This is a genomic window from Kitasatospora sp. NPDC059462, from assembly GCF_042749955.1.
Taxonomy (GTDB): domain Bacteria; phylum Actinomycetota; class Actinomycetes; order Streptomycetales; family Streptomycetaceae; genus Kitasatospora.
Map to the genome: position 1 here is coordinate 57,116 of NZ_JBHYUU010000008.1, position 18,067 is coordinate 75,182.

At 73.2% G+C, this 18,067-nt stretch carries 15 protein-coding genes, 1 pseudogene and 1 riboswitch; of the genes and pseudogenes, 12 read left to right on the forward strand and 4 right to left on the reverse strand.

All coding sequences use genetic code 11. The annotated features are described in order from the left end of the window. The first annotated feature begins 10 nt into the window (after positions 1 to 10). The 8 genes from ACFXAM_RS04245 to ACFXAM_RS04280 all read left to right on the forward strand — a co-directional run bounded on the left by ACFXAM_RS04245 (position 11) and on the right by ACFXAM_RS04280 (position 5,652). Positions 11 to 1,870, forward strand: coding sequence for a DNA polymerase (locus ACFXAM_RS04245; protein WP_375956690.1), 1,860 nt, complete (start codon positions 11 to 13; stop codon positions 1,868 to 1,870). Next, a complete protein-coding gene (locus ACFXAM_RS04250; RefSeq protein ID WP_375956693.1) occupies positions 1,860 to 2,306 on the forward strand; it encodes an endonuclease domain-containing protein in 447 nt (148 codons plus the stop codon). The genes ACFXAM_RS04245 and ACFXAM_RS04250 overlap by 11 nt, the downstream gene beginning before the upstream one ends. A gap of 773 nt (positions 2,307 to 3,079) precedes the next feature. Beyond that, positions 3,080 to 4,135, forward strand: a complete 1,056-nt coding sequence (locus ACFXAM_RS04255; RefSeq protein ID WP_380287461.1) for a hypothetical protein — start codon at positions 3,080 to 3,082, stop codon at positions 4,133 to 4,135. Between the two features lie 58 nt (positions 4,136 to 4,193). Then, complete coding sequence (locus ACFXAM_RS04260) at positions 4,194 to 4,370, forward strand: hypothetical protein (protein WP_375956698.1); 177 nt, start codon at positions 4,194 to 4,196, stop codon at positions 4,368 to 4,370. 20 nt (positions 4,371 to 4,390) lie between these two features. Next, positions 4,391 to 4,699: a hypothetical protein gene (locus ACFXAM_RS04265; RefSeq protein WP_375956701.1), complete on the forward strand. Its 309-nt coding sequence runs from the start codon at positions 4,391 to 4,393 to the stop codon at positions 4,697 to 4,699. Then, positions 4,696 to 4,866: a hypothetical protein gene (locus tag ACFXAM_RS04270; protein WP_375956703.1), complete on the forward strand. Its 171-nt coding sequence runs from the start codon at positions 4,696 to 4,698 to the stop codon at positions 4,864 to 4,866. The genes ACFXAM_RS04265 and ACFXAM_RS04270 overlap by 4 nt, the downstream gene beginning before the upstream one ends. Then, positions 4,850 to 5,461, forward strand: coding sequence for a hypothetical protein (locus tag ACFXAM_RS04275; RefSeq protein WP_380287462.1), 612 nt, complete (start codon positions 4,850 to 4,852; stop codon positions 5,459 to 5,461). The genes ACFXAM_RS04270 and ACFXAM_RS04275 overlap by 17 nt, the downstream gene beginning before the upstream one ends. Beyond that, positions 5,458 to 5,652: a hypothetical protein gene (locus ACFXAM_RS04280; protein ID WP_375956709.1), complete on the forward strand. Its 195-nt coding sequence runs from the start codon at positions 5,458 to 5,460 to the stop codon at positions 5,650 to 5,652. The genes ACFXAM_RS04275 and ACFXAM_RS04280 overlap by 4 nt, the downstream gene beginning before the upstream one ends. A gap of 74 nt (positions 5,653 to 5,726) precedes the next feature. On the opposite strand, the gene ACFXAM_RS04285 is transcribed toward ACFXAM_RS04280, so the two are convergent. Then, on the reverse strand, positions 5,727 to 7,322 hold the full coding sequence (locus tag ACFXAM_RS04285; RefSeq protein WP_380287463.1) for a recombinase family protein: 1,596 nt from the start codon (positions 7,320 to 7,322) through the stop codon (positions 5,727 to 5,729). A gap of 64 nt (positions 7,323 to 7,386) precedes the next feature. Further along, positions 7,387 to 7,773 (reverse strand): annotated as a pseudogene (gene ribA, locus ACFXAM_RS04290) (GTP cyclohydrolase II RibA); the annotation flags it as partial. Between the two features lie 331 nt (positions 7,774 to 8,104). Between ribA and gdhA the strand changes: the two are divergent. The 4 genes from gdhA (at position 8,105) to ACFXAM_RS04310 (ending at position 12,300) form a co-directional block, all read left to right on the forward strand. Further along, entirely contained in the window at positions 8,105 to 9,484 is a 1,380-nt protein-coding gene (gene gdhA, locus ACFXAM_RS04295; protein WP_380287464.1) for an NADP-specific glutamate dehydrogenase, read from the forward strand. Between the two features lie 178 nt (positions 9,485 to 9,662). After that, positions 9,663 to 10,532 carry a GyrI-like domain-containing protein gene (locus ACFXAM_RS04300; protein WP_380287465.1) on the forward strand — a complete coding sequence of 290 codons (870 nt, stop codon included), beginning with the start codon at positions 9,663 to 9,665 and terminating at the stop codon, positions 10,530 to 10,532. A 71-nt stretch (positions 10,533 to 10,603) separates the two neighbouring features. Beyond that, positions 10,604 to 11,512 carry an NADP-dependent oxidoreductase gene (locus tag ACFXAM_RS04305; protein WP_380287466.1) on the forward strand — a complete coding sequence of 303 codons (909 nt, stop codon included), beginning with the start codon at positions 10,604 to 10,606 and terminating at the stop codon, positions 11,510 to 11,512. 11 nt (positions 11,513 to 11,523) lie between these two features. After that, positions 11,524 to 12,300 (forward strand): VOC family protein, encoded by a 777-nt coding sequence (locus tag ACFXAM_RS04310; RefSeq protein WP_380287467.1) that lies wholly within the window; start codon positions 11,524 to 11,526, stop codon positions 12,298 to 12,300. On the opposite strand, the gene lnt is transcribed toward ACFXAM_RS04310, so the two are convergent. Next, positions 12,267 to 13,883: an apolipoprotein N-acyltransferase gene (gene lnt, locus ACFXAM_RS04315; RefSeq protein ID WP_380287468.1), complete on the reverse strand. Its 1,617-nt coding sequence runs from the start codon at positions 13,881 to 13,883 to the stop codon at positions 12,267 to 12,269. The two genes, ACFXAM_RS04310 and lnt, sit on opposite strands and share 34 nt — an antisense overlap. A gap of 76 nt (positions 13,884 to 13,959) precedes the next feature. After that, positions 13,960 to 17,574, reverse strand: coding sequence for a cobaltochelatase subunit CobN (cobN, locus tag ACFXAM_RS04320; protein WP_380287469.1), 3,615 nt, complete (start codon positions 17,572 to 17,574; stop codon positions 13,960 to 13,962). A gap of 273 nt (positions 17,575 to 17,847) precedes the next feature. After that, a riboswitch (cobalamin riboswitch) is annotated at positions 17,848 to 17,934 on the reverse strand. Between the last annotated feature and the right edge of the window lie 133 nt (positions 17,935 to 18,067).

The following is an 18,067-nucleotide window of genomic DNA, read 5'->3' on the forward strand; positions in this document are numbered from 1 at the left end:
AAAAGAGCACATGCGGGTTCACCCGTACCGGCTGGCCGGAGAGCCAGTCACGATCAAGGTCGCCGAACGACCGGACGACCTGCGGGAGTTCCGCACCTGGTGGACCGCCCACGCGGCGGCCGGCACGCTGATCGGCTTCGACACCGAGACCACCGGCCTGGCGTGGACGGACCGAATACGCCTGGCGCAGTTCGCCGACACCCACACCGCCTACGTCATCCCCGTCGAACTCGGCGGCCCCTTCCGCGAGGCGGCGATCGAGGCCCTGGCCGCGCTGCCCAACCTGGTGGCGCACAACCTCGCCTTCGACGCGCTGAAGGTCGACAACGAGCTGGGCATCCCGCTCGAAGACCTCTACCCCCGGGCGCAGGACTCCCGGGTGGCCGCCCACCTGCTCGACAGCCGCCACGACTACGAGGGCGGCGTCGGCCTCTCGCTCAAACCGCTCTCGGCCTGGTACGTCGACCCCAGCGCGCCCGACACCCAGAACGACCTGACGCGCGTCTTCAACGGGCTCGGGCTCACCAAGGAGAACGGCTGGGCACGGATCAGCCTCTCGCACGACGTCTACGAGCTGTACGCCGGTCTCGACGCCCTGCTCGTCGCCCGGCTGCTGCCCAAGTTGCTGGACCGGTTCAAGGCCGAGGGCCTGCGCTCGGCACTGCTGCCATACGAACACCGGCTCGCCCTGGTCTGCGCGAAGCTCCAGCGCAAGGGCATGCTGATCGACCCCGAGTACACCGAGGGCCTGGTCGGCAGGCTCGGCCGGGAGAAGGCGCGGTTCTCCGCCGTGGCCGAGCGCTTCGGGGTCTCCTCGGTGAACAGTCCCGACCAGGTGGCCGGCGCGCTGCTCGGCATGGGCGAGCGGCTGACCGAGAAGACCGACAGCGGCGCACTGTCGGTCGCCAAGGAGGTGCTGCTGCCGCTGGCCGACCTTGACCCCGACTGGCAGCGGCTAGGCATGCGCGAGCCCAACCTTCTCGCCGATGCCGTGCTGCGGGCGAAGAGGGCCGGGAAGTGGTCGACCAGCTATGCCGAGGCGATGCTGAACAACCGCGACCCCTTCGACCGCATCCACCCGAAGATCAACCCGCTGGGCGCCCAGACCGGCCGCGCCTCGCACTCCGACCCCGCGATGGCCCAGCTCCCCTCACACGGGTGGGAGGTGCGCCGCTGCGTGGTCGCAGAGCCGGGGAACGTCTACTTCAGCGTCGACCAGCAGGCCGTCGAGCTTCGGGTGCTGGCCGCCCTGTCCGGCGAGTCCAGGATGACCCGGGCCATCGCCGACGGCCACGACCTCCACGGCTACGCCGCCACGCTGATGTTCGGCGCGGACTACACCAAGGCGCAGAGGACCCTGGCCAAGATTGCCGGGCTCGGGACCGCCTACCAGGGCGGTGCCGCGACCCTGGCCAAGCAGACCGGTCAGGAGGTCGCCGTCATGCGGGACACCCTCCAGCGGTACGGCCGGGCGTTCCCCGGGATCAAGCGGTGGGCGCGGAAGATGCAGCGGATCGCGTTGGCGGAGCGGTGCACGATGACCACGGTCACCGGCCGGCGGCTCCACCTGGACCGGGACAAGCTGTACAAGTCCGTCGCCTACGCCTGCCAGAGCACGGCCCGCGACACGATGGGGCAGGCGTTGATCAAGATGGACGACCAGGGTCTGTCAGACCACCTCACCATGTGGGTGCACGACGAGGTCGTGGGCACCGCCCCGAAGAAGGAGGCCGCGGACGTCGCCCGCGCCGTCGCCGAGGCCATGAAGATGACGCTGCTGGGCGTCCCCTTGGACACCGACGCCGAGGTCTACGGCCCGAGCTGGGCCGACGGCTACAGCCTCCCGGAGGAGTGGGCCTATGCCGCGTGAGCCGGAGAGCGCGTACACCCAGTTCTGCGAGGTGTGCGACGACGAGAAACCCCTCGCCCAGTTCGGGAAGCGCAAGCGCGCCCCCAACGGGCGGGCGAACGTCTGCCGGGCCTGCGTCCGCGCGGCCAACAATCGGGCCAACCGCGACCCGCAGGTGATCCGCAAGCGCCGCGACGCCCGGCTCCGCCGGGTCTACGGGATCACACTCAGTGACTACGAGCGGATGGGCCGCAGTCAGCGGTGGCGGTGCGCGATCTGCGGCCAGCGGGCCGCCGTCGGAGACCGTCTGGTGGTCGACCACGACCACGACAAGCCGCACGGACGGGCCGTCAGAAGACTGCTGTGCAGGGGCGAGAACGCCGCGCTCGGCCACTTCGGCGACTCCTCCGCCCGGCTCGACCGGGGAGCTTCCTACCTGCGCGAACACGGCAAATGAGGCAGAGGTCACATTAACTGCCCTTTACCTATGAATGCCCAGGTAATAGCCATGATCAGGACGAAAGACTCTATTCACCCCACTTCTACCGTTTGAGCACACATCGGACACATGCTTATGCTCCACCCCGTCAGACCGCGCCGGAGGATGCGCGGCCAATAACCAGGAGTCACGATGCGGCGCGGAGGATGGTCCCGTTCCGGCGGTGCCCATCGGCACCTGCGCCGCATCGGCCGCGCTCGACGGGAGGTCGCACGAACCATCACTCCGGCCGTGGCGGCGGCAGTTCGCCGTGCCATGGGAGTGACCGACGGAAGTGGCCTGAGCCTGGCTGAACTCGCCCCCGAGGACATCGGGTGCGGTCACATCCGCCAGATGCTGAACTCGTTAGCTGACCTGCACGCCCATGAGGTCACCCGCCCCCCGTCTCGCCGCACGCGCGGCTTGCGGGCCCTGCTCACGCGCCTGGCGCGCTGCATGGCCCTGTTTTCGCGACGTCTGACGCTCTCGGATCGACCGGCAACTCGCCGAAGCGCTCCGGGAGTCACCGCGGCCTGACCTGACGCCAGGCCGCCACCCGCCCCTGCCCTTCGGCTGACCCGAACCGGCAGGGGCTTTTCCATGCCCCGACGCGGCCACTGGCCAGCCGGGGCTTCTTCATGCCCTGGCGCGGCCCGAGTGCCGGCCGGTGGCTTCGCCATGCCCTCCTGCGGCCCGCCGCGCGCTGATGCCGCACGCCCACCTCTCTGTTCTGTACATGCCAAGGAACCACCATGCCTTCGTCCTGCATCACGCCCGCCCTGATCTCCCTCGCCCAGACCCCCAAGCCCCTGACCGCCCTGACCGGCATGGGCAAGCTCGACCGGGGCCGCGTCGCCACCGAGGAGATCCTGAGCGAGTTGGAGGGCATCGCCCGGTCCGTCTCCCGCAAGCGGGCCCAGCAGATGGAGGGCGACAGCCAGCAGGCCGCCCAGGACATCGCCCAGGAGATGCGCCTCTCCTTCTGGCGGGCGATCCACTCATGGGACGTGAACGGCCCCAACACCGCGCAGTTCACGAGCTACGCGTTCCAGCGCGCCAAGATGGACGGCCGCGCGGCGGCCACCCGCGAGATCGCCCCCGCAGCACCCCGCGACGCCGCAGGCGCGTTCATGGGCGCCCTCAAGCGCTCCAACGGCGACGTGGAGGCCGCCAAGGACGAGCTGGTGAACCACCCCGACGCCGGCCGCCGCTTCACCCCCGAGCGGGCCGACCTGGTGGCCGCCGCGTTCGTGCGACCCCTGCCGATCGCCGCCGCCTCCGAGATCGCACTCGAAGCCCTGCCCTCCCAGAGTCCGGACCACCTGGTGGAGAACACCACCCTCGGGTCCACCCCGCGTGCCGCCCGCCTGCACCTGAAGGTCACCGACGGCCGGCCGGTCGTCGGCGCGGCCACCACCGAGGGCTGGTGCACCACCCTCCAGCCCTCTCTGGCCCACAACCCCGTGGAGATCTCCCGCGACGCCGTGCGCTGCAAGGGCGTGAAGGTCACCGGGGCCAAGCGCGGCAAGCACGCCACAGGCGCGATCATCGACCGCGACACCGAGGCCGAGACCAGCGCCCGGTTCGCCGCAGCCGCCGAGGTGAAGGCCGCGGAGCTGCTGGCCACCATGTCCCCGACGGAGTCCGCCATCGCACGGCTCGCCTTCGGGTTCGACGGCGAGCCCCCGATGCTCACCGACACCGGGAAGCTCGACGCGACCGGCATAGCCGAGGCCCTGGGCAAGACGCCGGGCACCGTGAAGGCGACGTGGTCCAGGGCCGTGAAGAAGCTGCGGGCCGCCGCGTGAGCCGGGTTGTTAACCGCCCCGGCCCAATCCCTCCGAACACCCACGGAAGGAACGCGCGATGAAGACCCTGGTCGGAACCTACGAGCTGCCCGACGGCGCGCACCTGCGCGTCCTCGCCCACCCCGGCGACAGCGACGCCTACGGCCTGGAGATCACCAGCGACGGCCACACCGTCCGCTACGACAGCGGGCACAGCGCCCGCGAAGTCCGCGCCTTCCTGGGCCTGTTCACCTGAGCACCGAGAGAGAGAACCCCATGATCGAGACCACCGAGCACAAGGCCACCCTGACTGTCCGGCTCGGCTCCGTCGTCGGCGTGCGCAACGAACGGATGCACGGCGTCCTCGCCCTGTCCGTCGGGGCCGAGACCGGCCGCCCCGCCCGCCTGAACGCCGACCAGTGCCGCGAGCTGTCCGCCTACCTCGCCCGCCAGGCCAGCGTCCTGGAGCGCGAGGCCAAGGCCGAACGCGTCTCCGCGCGGAAGCCGACGGCGGCCGGCGGACTGTACGACCGGCAGCCCTCGCCGCCCCTGTTCGGCATCGACTCGCACTGGGAGAAGCGGTGACCCGCACCGAGGCGCTGGCCCTCGCCCAGCAGACCGTCACCCAGATGGCCACCAACCAGCGCGGCTACCAGGACCAGCCGCTCGAAGCCCGCGTCAGCGCCGTCCTGCGCATCGCCAACTACCTGACCCCGCCCACCGGAGAGAACACCGATGACGACCGCACCTGAGCAGCACACCGTCCACCTGGACGAGCAGCGGTTCCCCTGCAAGTACGACGGCCCCCGCGACTTCGCCCGCACCCACGTGGACGGCGAGGGCGACATCGGCCTGCTCGTCCACTGCGGTGAGACCACCGCCTCCATCTACCTGAACCCCGAGGTCGCCGAGTCCCTGGGCAACACCCTCGTCCAGGCCGCCGCCCAGTCCCGCGCCACCGCGCTGGAGATCGAGCGCGTACGCCAGGAGGAGGCCGAGGCCGCGCGACGCCTCGGTGAGATGGAGGCCGCCCGCCAGGCCGAGGAAGCGCGCCAGGCCGGACAGCCCTACCTCACGGCCGGCGGCTCCACCTCGCCCTCCGCCCTCCCGCAGCCGGTCCTGGCCGACCAGCTCACCGCCCCGCAGCCGATCGTCACCGAGTACCCGCCCGCCCCGCCGGCCTACCCCGCACCGCAGCCGCCGACCTTCGCCGACACGATGCTCCCGCAGCCCGGCACCGCCGAGCGCGAGCGCGCGTTCCTGCGCGCCTCCGAACTGCTCGGCCCGGACTCCGGCGTCGCCTCCAAGATCGCCATGGCGAACTACCTGCTGAAGGGTGCGGCGTGAGCGTCCCCGTGGTCCACGCCGTCGTCCACCAGGCCGCCCGCGCCTACGAGGCCCGCACCCCCGCAGGCGAGCGCGTGATCGTGATCGAGACCGAGCACCACGCGCCCGGTCAGATCACCCGATCGGTCGTCCCTCTCCCGGAGCACGTGGCGCTGGACCTCTCCACCGACATAGAGAGCGTCGGATGGTGACCACCCCCTGACCAACACCTCGGCCCCCGGCCGGCACTGGTTGCACAGTGCTGACCGGGGGCCCTTTCTGCATTTCAGGACTTGCCGGCTCCGGACTCCACCTTCTGCTTCTTCTTCGGAGGCTTCCATCCGCGCGGCTTGGCCCACTCGATGACGATGCGCTGCGGCGTCACCCGCTGGCCGGTGTAGTCGGCCTTCCGGATGAAGACCTTGTCGATAGCTAGTCGCAGGAGTTGTCCGCGGAACGTGTCAGTTGAGGAGTCCCAAAGCTCCGCGCAGCGGACGGGGTCGGTGAGCACGGAGATGTCCCCGAGAGGCTGAGCCACCTTCTCCCACTCCTTCCGTGCCGTCTCCACATCGGACACCGCAGCACGCCGGAGCGTGACGAACGTGCTCTCGCCGTCACGTCCGCCGTATGCCCCCGCCGCATTCAGGCGGTCGAGCCTGGCGACGGCCTCTTCGGCGACCTTGAGCTGGCCCCTCGCCTCGGACTCAGCCTCGCTCTCCGTCGGGTGGGAGAGGGCAACCCACCGCTCACTCACAGCGAGCATGGTCGGGTCCAGCGGGTTCGCTTCCGCGAGTCGCTTCTTCCACTCCGCCAGAACGACGCGCACGACGCCGCTCCGAGTAGCGGTGCAGGGAGCGGGGCAGGGAATCCCGGCAAGGTTGTCCGAGCAACGGAAGGCGTTTCCGTTCGAGATGGCGCGGTGTCCCGTCTCCTCCTCGAAGCCACCTCCGGCGCACCAGGTGAAGCCCGCTGCGGGGCTGTTCTCGGCAGGGGCCTGCTCGTCCGCGCGATCGGTGCCGAAGCCCGCCGGCCGCTGGACTCCGGCAGCCGTCTGGCGATGTTTGTCCCAGACAGCCTGCGAGATGCCCTCGAAGCCCTTGGCGAAGACCCGCACCTTCTTCCCCTTGGCGTTCCGGTAGATCACGGGTGCACCCTTGACGGTCACCACCTGCCAGCCCAAATAGACGGGGTTGCGGAGGATCTTGCCGACGGTGGTAGCCCGCCAGTGGCCGCCCCGAGGGGCGGTGAACCCGTCTGCGGTGAGCCCGGCTGCGATCTTCCGCTGTGACTTCCCTTCGGCCGCCTCGTTGTGGATGCGCTCGATGACCGGCCACCACTTGTTGCCCTTGAGCTTCCGCTTCTTCGTGACCTTGAGCCCGTAGGGCACGGTGGCGAGCCACTTGCCCGCGTCGCGCTGCTCGGCCTTGGTGTCTCGTACCTTCTCGGACAGGACACGGCTGTACTCACGGTCGCGCTCGGCGTCCTCAATGATCCGGCGACGGTCCTCGGGACGTTCGGTGTCGAGCCCGTTGATATCGAAGACCAGCCGCTTGCCAGGGCTGTCCAGGATCTTCAGAACGTCGCCCGCGCCCTTGCGGCTGTACCGCGAGGAGTCGTACGCCCAGAGGCAGTGCGATTCGCCTTCGAGCAGGGCGTGAACCGCAGCCTCGAAGTCCGGCCGTTTTACGCCCGGCTTGTAGGCAGACAGGTTCTCGCGGTAGATCCGGCGGATCGTGTAGCCGTTCCGCTTACCCCAGGCACGGCCCCGGGTCTCCTGGGACTTCAGGGACAGGATGTCGCGGGCTGCCGTCCCTCGGACGATCTGCGACTTCCGCAGGAGAAGGTCCAGGTACCGGACCTGATCGTCTGCCGTGCGCGCCATGCTCTCACTCTCCGGTCAGCGGCGCGCACCCGCACCCGGGGAGGTAGCAGTCTGGTTACGCGCTCTGGAGGGCGTAGGCGTCCAGCTTGTTGTAGAGCCCGATGCCGCGCCCCTCCTGCCGCAGGTACAGCAGGTACCCGCCGGCGTCGGCGATCCGCTCGACGGCCTCGCGCAGCTGCGGCCCGCAGTCGCAGCGGGCGGAGCCGAACACGTCCCCGGTCAGGCACTCCGAGTGCAGCCGCACCAGCGGCGTCGCGCCGGCGTCCACCGTGCCGAGCGCCAGCGCCAGGTGCTCCGCCCCGTCGGCCAGCCCGTGGAAGGTGAGGACCTCGGCCTGCGCCCGGTACCCGTCCGGGAAGGCCAGCGGGATCCGCACCCGCGCCCGCACCCGGGCGGCGCCGTCGGCCCCCGGGGAATCGTTCTGCGGCTGCGGCGGCTGCACCTGCGGCATGGCGGGGGCCTTTCGTGACGGGCGGTTCGGGTGGGGCTCGACTGCCGACGGTACTAGGTAGTTCCAATTTGAACAACCTTCCCGCGGGGCGTCCCCGAAGGGTCGGCGCAGCTCACGAACGGGTTGCCGGACGGAAACCGGGGGGGTAGGGGCGGACAAACGGGGGGTGGCAGTGAGAGACTGTGCGCGCGCGAGCGGTCCAGGAGTTGCCGCGCTGGTGTTCAATGCGCCGTGACGCCCTCAATGGCGAGGGGACCGCCGGTGCCTTTCCCCCGGGACGACGGGGGAGGCGCCCTGTCTGTCGCTTCAGACCATGGAAGGTCCTCAGAAGATGTCGGCTACCCCCGTGCCCGCTGCGTCCCACGACGCCGGGAACCCCGCCATTGAGTCGCTCTACGCCGAGGTGCTCCGCCGCAACCCCGGTGAGCCCGAGTTCCACCAGGCCGTGCACGAGGTCGTGGAGACCCTCGGCCCCGTCCTGGAGCGCCGGCCCGAGCTGGCCGACGCCCGCATCGTCGAGCGCATCGTCGAGCCCGAGCGCCAGGTGATCTTCCGCGTGCCGTGGACGGACGACCAGGGCCGGATCCACGTCAACCGCGGCTTCCGGGTGGAGTTCAACAGCGCGCTCGGCCCGTACAAGGGCGGCCTGCGCTTCCACCCCTCGGTGAACCTCGGGATCGTGAAGTTCCTGGGCTTCGAGCAGATCTTCAAGAACGCGCTGACCGGCCTCGCCATCGGCGGCGGCAAGGGCGGCTCCGACTTCGACCCCAAGGGCCGTTCGGACGCCGAGATCATGCGCTTCTGTCAGTCCTTCATGACCGAGCTGCACCGCCACCTGGGCGAGCACACCGACGTCCCGGCCGGGGACATCGGCGTCGGCGGCCGGGAGATCGGCTACCTGTTCGGCCAGTACAAGCGCATCACCAACCGCTACGAGTCGGGCGTGCTGACCGGCAAGGGCATCGGCTGGGGCGGCTCGCAGGCCCGCACCGAGGCCACCGGCTACGGCTGCGTGCTCTTCACCCAGGAGATGCTGCGCGCCCGCGGCGAGGAGCTGGACGGCCTGCGGGTCTCCGTCTCCGGCTCCGGCAACGTCGCCCTCTACGCGATCGAGAAGGCCCAGCAGCTCGGCGCGACCGTGGTGACGGCCTCCGACTCCACCGGCTTCGTGGTGGACGAGAAGGGCATCGACCTCGACCTGCTGAAGGAGATCAAGGAGGTCCGGCGCGGCCGGCTCACCGAGTACGCGGAGCAGCGCGGCAGCCACGTCCGCTACCAGGAGGGCACCGGCGTCTGGAGCGTCCCGGTGGACGTGGCGCTGCCCTGCGCGACCCAGAACGAGCTGGACGAGGCGGACGCGCTGGCGCTGGTCCGCGGCGGGGTGCGGGCGGTCGCCGAGGGCGCCAACATGCCGACCACGCCGGAGGCGGTCCGGGTCTTCCTGGAGGCCGGGGTGGCCTTCGGTCCGGGCAAGGCGGCCAACGCCGGCGGTGTCGCCACCAGCGCGCTGGAGATGCAGCAGAACGCCTCGCGCGACGTGTGGTCCTTCGAGCGGACCGAGGAGCGGCTGGCCGCGATCATGCGGAACATCCACGCCGCCTGCTACACCACCGCGGAGAAGTACGGCCGTCCCGGGGACTACGTGCTGGGTGCCAACATCGCCGGCTTCGAGCTGGTGGCGGACGCGATGCTGGCGCAGGGCCTGATCTGACACCGGGTCGTCACACCGCCTCCCCGGCCGGCCGCAGTGCGTGCCGGCCGGGGAGGCGGCGCTCTGTCGGGACACCGCGCAGGTCACCCGACCGGAGCGGGCACGGGATGTCGGGTCCGGGTGGTGGACGCCCGCCTACGGTGAGGAGCGTCAGAAGGAAGGACGGGGGCGGGGACCGATGCTGGACCGGCTGAACCAGGCCATGGAGTACGTCGAGGAGCACCTCGACGGGACGGTCGACCCGGCCGAACTGGCGCGGATCGCGGTCACCTCGGAGTACCACTTCCGGCGGCTGTTCTCGGCGCTGGCCGGGATGCCGCTGTCGGAGTACCTGCGCCGCCGCCGGCTCACCCTGGCCGGGGCGGAGGTGCTGGCCGGGGAGCGGACGCTGCTCGACGTCGCGGTCCGCCACGGCTACGGCTCGGGCGAGGCCTTCGCCCGGGCGTTCCGGGCGATGCACGGGGTCGGCCCCGGCGAGGCCCGGCGCTCCGGTGCGGTGCTGGTCTCCCAGCCCCGGATGTCCTTCCGGCTCGTCGTCGAAGGGAGTAGCAGCATGAAGTACCGCGTTGTCGAGAGGTCGGCGTTCCGGATCGTGGGCCGGCGGGCACGGGTCCCCCTGGTCTGCGAGGGGGTCAACCCGGCGATCGCCGCGTTCGTCAGGGGCCTCGGGCGGGAGGAGATCGGCCGGATCGCGGCCCTGTCGGAGCAGGAGCCGACGGGGATCGTCGCGGTCACCGAGGTCTTCTCGGACCACCGGGAGGAGGGCGTCCCGCTGGACTACTACCACGCGGTGGTGACCGGAGCGGGTACCGAGGCACCGGAGGGCCTGGACGTGCGCGAGGTCCCGGCCGGCAGCTGGGCGGTGTTCGCCAACACCGGGCCGTACCCGCGGGCGCTGCAGGAACTGTGGCGGGACGTCTTCACCCAGTGGTTCCCGTCCAACCCGTACGAGTTCCGGCCCGGCCCGGAGATGCTGCGGGTGAACGTCCTGCCCGGCGGCGAGGAGGCCGAGGCCGAACTCTGGATACCCGTGGTCCGTTCGGCGTAGCAGGAACGCCCTCCCGACGGCCCCCGCCCGCATGCTGGGGCGGGGGCCGTCGAGCGGAGAGTGGAGCGGGGATGCCCAAGGCGTTCGGGTTCGTCGACTACGGCGGGCCGGAGACTCAGGAGTTCCTGGACCGGCCGGTGCTGGAGCCCGGCCCGGGCCAGCTGGCGGTCGCCGTCCGCGCGGCCGGGGTGAACCCGGTCGACTGGAAGGTCCGCCGGGGCTGGATCGGCCAGGTGCGCGAGCTGCCCGCCGTCATGGGCTCCGAGGCGGCCGGGGTGGTCGAGCGGGTCGGGCCCGGCGTCACCGGGTTCACCCCGGGCGACGAGGTGTTCGGCATCGCGGCGGCCGGCGCGTTCGCCGAGCAGACGCTGCTGGCCGCCGCGTCGAGTGCGCTGAAGCCGGCCGGGGCCGGCTTCGAGCAGGCCGCCACCCTGCCCGTGGCGGCCGCGACCGCCGACGACGCGGTGCGCGACGTCGGCGTGGGCGCCGGGCAGACCCTGCTGATCCTCGGCATCGCCGGCGGCGTCGGCAGCGCGGCCGCCCAGATCGCCCGCAGCCGCGGCATCCGGGTCGTCGGCACGGCGGGCGACGCCAACCGCGGGTACGTCGAGTCGCTGGGAGCGGTGCAGATCCGCTACGGCGAGGGCGTCGCCGACCGGATCCGGGCGGCCGCGCCGGACGGCGTGGACGGCCTGCTCGACCTGGTCGGCGGGAACGACGCCCGCGCCGCCGCGGTGACCCTGGAGGACCGCTCCCGGCTGGTGTCCACCGTCGACCCGACCACCGCCGAGGAACTCGGCGGGCGCTACATCACCCGCTCCACCAGCCCCGGGACCCTCGCCGCCCTGGCCGGACTCGTGGCCTCGGGCGAGCTGGACCCGCACATCGGCAGCCGCTACCCGCTGTCCCGCGCCGCCGAGGCGATCGCCCTCGTCGAGTCGGGGCACGCACGCGGCAAGGTCGTCCTGGAGATCGGCTGAGGGAGGGCACGATGAAGCAGCGGACGGTGACCACCGGCGGCCCGTGCTGGGTCGAGCACGGCAGTGCCGACCCGGCGGCGGCCCAGCGGTTCTACGGCGAACTGTTCGGCTGGCAGCCGGAGCCCGACGAACGCCCCGAGGCCGGCGGCTACACGTTCATGAGGCTGGACGGGGCGGTGGCCGCCTCCGTCGCCCCGCTCTACGGCGAGGGCCGGCCCACCGCCTGGAGCGTGTCCTTCCTGGTCGAGGAGGCCGACGCCGCCGCCCGCCGGGTGGTGGAGGCGGGCGGCGCCCTGGTCGTGGAGCCGACGGACGCGCTGGACTACGGCCGGTTCGCGATCGCGGCCGACCCGTCCGGCGCGGTCTTCGGCCTCTGGCAGGCGGGCCGGCTGCGCGGCGCCGAGGTGCTCAACGCGCCCGGCGCGCTCGGCTGGGTGGAACTGCTCACCCGGGACCCGGACGGCGCCCGCGCGTTCTACCCGGCGGTGTTCGGCTGGACGGCCGGCCCCGCCGGGCCGTACACCCAGTGGGGGCTGGGCGACGGCGACTTCGGCGGCATGCTGGCCATGGGCGAGGACTTCCCGCCGCAGGTGCCGCCGCACTGGCTGCCGTACTTCTCGGTCGCCGACGTGGACGTCTCGGCGTTCCGGGCCGGCAACCTCGGCGCGACCGTGCTGGTGGCGCCCGCCGACCTGCCGGGCGGCGGGCTGCGGATCGCCGTGCTGCGCGATCCGGTGGGCGCGGCGTTCGGCCTCTACTTCCGCTCGGGGACCAGGGGAGCGGGCTGACGCCGGCGCACGGCGGCCGCCGCGGCCCCGGCCGTCACCAGGACGGCGGTCAGCGGCACCACGTCCCCCACCCGCAGGTACCAGGTCGACGTGGCCGGCGCGGTCAGCGGCAGGTCCACCACCAGCGCGCCGGTGTCGTCGGTGCCCAGCCGCGCCAGCTCCCGCCCCTGCGCGTCGAAGGCGGCCGACACCCCGGTGAGCGAGGCCTGCACGGCGGGCCGCCCGGTCTCGGCGGCCCGGATCGCGGCCAGCGAGACGTGCTGCTCCGGCGCCCAGCTGCGCTGGAAGGTCGAGGTCGAGGACTGGTAGACGAGCACCCGGGCGCCGTCCCGGGCCGCCGTGCGGGCCATGTCGGGGAACGCCGACTCGAAGCAGATCAGCGCGCCCACCGGCAGCGGCCGTCCCGAGCGGTCCACGGTCGGCAGCAGGTGCTGACCGCTGCCGGGTGCCCGGTTCTCGCCCGCCGCCCGGCTGACCCCGGCGATCCAGCCGAGCACCGGGCGCAGCGGGATGTACTCGCCGAACGGCACCAGCCGGATCTTCCGGTAGCGGTCGGCCACGCCGTCCGGCGACACCAGCACGGCGTCCTTGGAGATCCGCCCGTCCGCCTTGCGGGCGTCCTCGCCCGCCAGCAGGCCGGCCCCGGTCGCGGCGGACAGCGCGCGCAGCCGGCCGAGCGCCGCCGGATCGCGGTCGAGGTCGGCGGTGGTGCTGGACTCGCCCCAGACCACCAGGTCCACCGGCTGCTGCCCGACCAGGGCGGCGGTGGCGCGGGCACTGGCCTCGAAGCGGGCCTGAGGATCCTCGACGATGCCGGGCTGGACCAGCGCGATCCGCACCTCCCGCGGCTCCCCGGCGGCGGTGGCCGGGGGCGCCGGGCGCAGCGCGAACAGCAGCGGCCCGGCCGCCAGCGCCGCCGCCGCGAGCAGCGCGGCCGCCGCCCGGGGGCGCGGGTCGACGGCGGTGAGCAGCACCAGCACGGCGGTGTTGACCGCCACCACGGCGGCGCTGACCAGCCAGATCCCGCCCGCCGAGGCCAGCGCCAGGACGGCCGGGTGCTGCCACTGGGTGGCGCCGAGCAGCGCCCACGGCCCGCCCAGCGCGGGCCAGGAGCGCGCGTACTCGGTGGTCAGCCAGACCGCCGCGACCACCGGCGGCGCGAGCAGCGCCCGGCGGACCGTCAGCGGCGGGCGCAGCAGCCGCCACACCGCGACGCCCACCCCGGCCTGCAGCGAGCCGAACACCACGGCGATCAGCGGCAGGGCGGGCCCGACGGAGGACAGCAGCCAGGACATCCCGGTCAGGATGAACCCGGCGCCGAACCACCAGCCGCGCACCGCCGCCTCGCGCGCCCCCGGCGCGCGCTGCATCAGCAGCAGGCCGGGGACGAGTGCGACCCAGGCGAGCGCCGCCACCCCGGGCGCGGGGAAGGCGAGCACCGGCAGGGCTCCGGCGGCGAGCGCCGCCAGCCGGGGCCGGTAGCGGGCGGCGGCCCGCCCGGGGCGGGAGGGGACGGCGGCGGCCGCCGGGGCGGGGGGACCGGAGGGGCCGTCGGGGCCGGTGAGCAGGGGAGGGCGCGGCATGCCCCGTATTGTCCGCTTGGCGCGCCCCCGTCACCAGCCCCTCGATCACCCGGACGGCCCAACGGCCGACGGCGGGTCAGCCCTCGTCGCCCTCCAGGTCGCCCTCGGTCTCCAGGAACGCCGCCTGGAGCTGCTCGATCAGCTCCGGATCCGGCCGCTCCCACAGCCCCCGGCTCGCCGCCTCCAAAAGCCGCTCGCTGATCCCGTGCAGCGCCCACGGGTTGGCGCCGGCCAGGAACTCCCGGTTGACCGGGTCCAGCACGTACTCCTGGGTGAGCTTCTCGTACATCCAGTCCGCGACCACCCCGGTGGTGGCGTCGTAGCCGAAAAGGTAGTCGACGGTCGCGGCCATCTCGAAGGCGCCCTTGTAGCCGTGCCGGCGCATCGCCTCGATCCAGCGCGGGTTGACCACCCGGGCGCGGAAGACCCGGGCCGCCTCCTCGGTCAGGGTGCGGGTGCGGACCGTCTCCGGGCGGGTCGAGTCGCCGATGTAGGCGGTCGGCGCCTTGCCGGCGAGCGCGCGCACGGTGGCCACCATGCCGCCGTGGTACTGGAAGTAGTCGTCCGAGTCGGCGATGTCGTGCTCGCGGGTGTCGGTGTTCTTCGCGGCGACGGTGATCCGCTTGTACGCGGTCTCCATCTCCTCGCGGGCCGGCCGGCCGTCCAGCCCGCGCCCGTAGGCGTAGCCGCCCCAGACCGTGTACACCTCGGCGAGGTCGGCGTCGGTGCGCCAGTCGCGGCTGTCGATCAGCTGGAGCAGACCCGCGCCGTAGGTGCCGGGGCGGGAGCCGAAGACGCGCACGGTGGCCTTGCGCTCGTCGCCGTGCACGGCGAGGTCGGCCCGCACGTGGGCGCGCACGTAGTTGTCGGCGTCGTCCTCCTCCTGGGCGGCGGCCAGGCGCACCGCGTCGTCCAGCAGGGCGACGACGTGCGGGAAGGCGTCCCGGAAGAAGCCGGAGATGCGCAGCGTGACGTCGATGCGCGGGCGCCCCAGCTCCTCCGGGGACACCGCCTCCAGGCCGGTGACCCGGCGCGAGGCGTCGTCCCAGACCGGGCGCACGCCGAGCAGCGCGAACGCCTCGGCGATGTCGTCGCCGGCGGTGCGCATCGCACTGGTGCCCCAGAGCGACAGGCCCACCGACGGCGGGTAGGCGCCGTCGTTGTCGGCCCGGTAGCGCTCGACCAGCGAGGCGGCCAGCGCCTGCCCGGTCTCCCAGGCGAGCTTGCTGGGCACCGCCTTGGGGTCGACGGAGTAGAAGTTGCGGCCGGTCGGCAGCACGTTGACCAGCCCGCGCAGCGGGGAGCCGGACGGGCCGGCCGGGACGAAGCCGCCGCGCAGCGCGTGCAGCACGGCGTCCAGCTCGTCGGTGGTGGCGGCCAGCCGCGGCACCACCTGGACGGCGGCGAACTCCAGCACCTCGCGCACCGCGTCCGGCAGGCCGTCGGCGACCTTCCCGGCGGCCTCGGGCGCCCAGTCGGCCGCCTCCATCGCCTCGACCAGCTCGCGGGCCTTCGCCTCGGCCGCGTCGGTGGCGCCGAGGGTGAGCGCGGCCTCGTCCAGGCCGAGCGCCTCGCGCAGGCCGGGCAGCGCGCTGACGCCGCCCCAGATCTGCCGGGCGCGCAGGATGGCGAGCACGATGTTGACCCGGTCGGTGCCGGCCGGCGCCTGGCCGAGGACGTGCAGGCCGTCGCGGATCTGGGCGTCCTTGACCTCGCAGAGCCAGCCGTCGACGTGCAGCAGGAAGTCGTCGAAGCCGTCGTCCTCGGGGCGCTCCTCCAGGCCGAGGTCGTGGTCCAGCTTGGCGGCCTGGATCAGGGTCCAGATCTGGGCGCGGATCGCGGGCAGCTTGGCCGGGTCCATCGCGGCGATGTTGGAGTGTTCGTCGAGCAGCTGCTCCAGGCGGGCGATGTCGCCGTAGGAGTCGGCGCGGGCCATCGGCGGCACCAGGTGGTCGACCAGGGTGGCGTGGGCGCGGCGCTTGGCCTGGGTGCCCTCGCCGGGGTCGTTGACCAGGAACGGGTAGACCAGCGGCAGGTCGCCGAGCACCGCGTCGGGGCCGCAGTCGGCGGACAGCGCGGCGGTCTTGCCGGGCAGCCACTCCAGGTTGCCGTGCTTGCCGAGGTGGACCACGGCGTGCGCGCCGAAGCCGCCGTCGGCCTCGGCGGCGGCGATCCAGCGGTAGGCGGCCAGGTAGTGGTGGGACGGCGGGAGGTCCGGGTCGTGGTAGATCGCGACGGGGTTCTCGCCGAAGCCGCGCGGCGGCTGGATGAGCACCAGCAGGTTCCCGGAGCGGATCGCGGCGAGCACGATGTCGCCGTCCGGGTTCTGCGAGCGGTCGACGTACAGCTCGCCGGGGGCCGGGCCCCAGTGCTCCTCGACCCGGGTGCGCAGGCCCTCGGGCAGGGTGGCGTACCAGCGGCGGTAGTCGGCGGCGGGGATGCGCACCGGGTTGCGGGCGAGCTGGTCCTCGGTCAGCCAGTCCTGGTCGTAGCCGCCGGCCGCGATCAGCGCGTGGATCAGCGCGTCGCCCTCGTGCTGGTGCTCGCCGGCGGTGTCCAGGCCCGGCAGGCCGCTGCCGAGGTCCATGCCCTCCGCGCGCAGCGCGGTCAGCAGCCGCACCGCGCTCGCCGGGGTGTCCAGGCCGACGGCGTTGCCGACCCGGGCGTGCTTGGTCGGGTACGCGGACAGCACCAGGGCGAGCCGGCGCTCGGCGGCCGGGACGTGCCGCAGCCGGGCGTGCGCGACGGCGACGCCGGCGACCCGGGCGGCGCGCTCCTCGTCGGCGGCGTAGACGGTCAGGCCGTCCTCGTCCAGCTCCTTGAAGGAGAACGGGACGGTGATCAGCCGGCCGTCGAACTCCGGCACCGCGATCTGGGTGGCGGTGTCCAGCGGGGACAGGCCGTCGTCGCTGGCCTCCCACTGGGCGCGCGACCAGGTCAGGCAGAGCGCCTGGAGGATCGGCCGGTCCAGCGCGGCCAGCGCGCCGGCGTCCCAGGCCTCCTCGTCGCCGCCGGCCTGTGCGTCGGCCGGGCGGGTGCCGCCGGCGGCGAGCACGGTGGTGACGATCGCGTCGGCCCCGCCGAGGGCGGCCAGCAGCTCCGGCTCGGCGCCGCGCAGCGAGGCGCAGTAGTACGCGCGGGCCTGCGCGCCCTTGTCCTCGATCGCCCGGCAGAGGGTCTCCACGAACGCGGTGTTGCCGCTCATGTGGTGGGCGCGGTAGTAGAGCACCGCGACGGTCGGGCCGTCGTCCGTGCGGGCCGTGCGCTCCAGCGGGCCCCAGGCCGGGGCGGAGGCGGGCGGGGCGAAGCCGTGGCCGGTGAGCAGCACGGTGTCGGAGAGGAACGCGGCGAGCTCGGCGAGGTTGGCCGCGCCGCCGTGCGCCAGGTAGGCGTGCGCCTCGGCGGCGATGCCGGCGGGGACGGTGGACAGCTCCATCAGCTGGGCGTCGGGGGCCTGTTCGCCGGTCAGCACGACCACCGGGCGGGGGCCGGCGAGCAGCGCGTCCAGGCCCTCCTGCCAGGCCCGGCGGCCGCCGAGCAGACGGACCACGACCAGGTCGGTGCCCTCCAGCAGGGCGGGCAGTTCCGCGGGCGCCAGCCGGGCGGGGTTGCCGAGGCGGTAGCGGACCGGCCCCTCGGAGGCGCGGGCGCTCAGCAGGTCGGTGTCGGACGTCGACAGCAGCAGAATCATGCGAAGGCCCTCCCGGCCTCGGAGCCGCCCCGAGCCGAAGGGCGCGCCGGCGTTGAAAGTGACGAGTGACAAGCGACTGACGAAGGACGGAGCGCCGGAGCGAGGAGCGTCAACGGCGGGTTCGAGCGCCCGGAGGCGGGCGGGCGAGTGCCTGCGGGCACGGGCGCGAGCAGGGGCGTGGGCACGGGCGACTGCGGGGTCGCGGGCATGCGGCGGCGCATGGCGTTCAAGCCTTCCTCGGGGTCCGCGCCCCGGGCCGGTGGAGGACGGCAGGAGTTCCTGGCTCCCGCGCTCCACCGGGAGGCCCGGTGAACCGCGGTCACAGTGGCGGGACCGCACCGGGTTCGCACCGGTTTCCTCCCCTGCGCCGTCGCTGGCGTCGGACGGTCCGCGGGGACCGTCCGCGAGCATCGTACGGGGTGCGGCCGCACCGGGGGAGTGCAGGTGACGGGGGCGCCGGGCGGGGCCGGAGGTGTGAGCGACGGTACGGCGG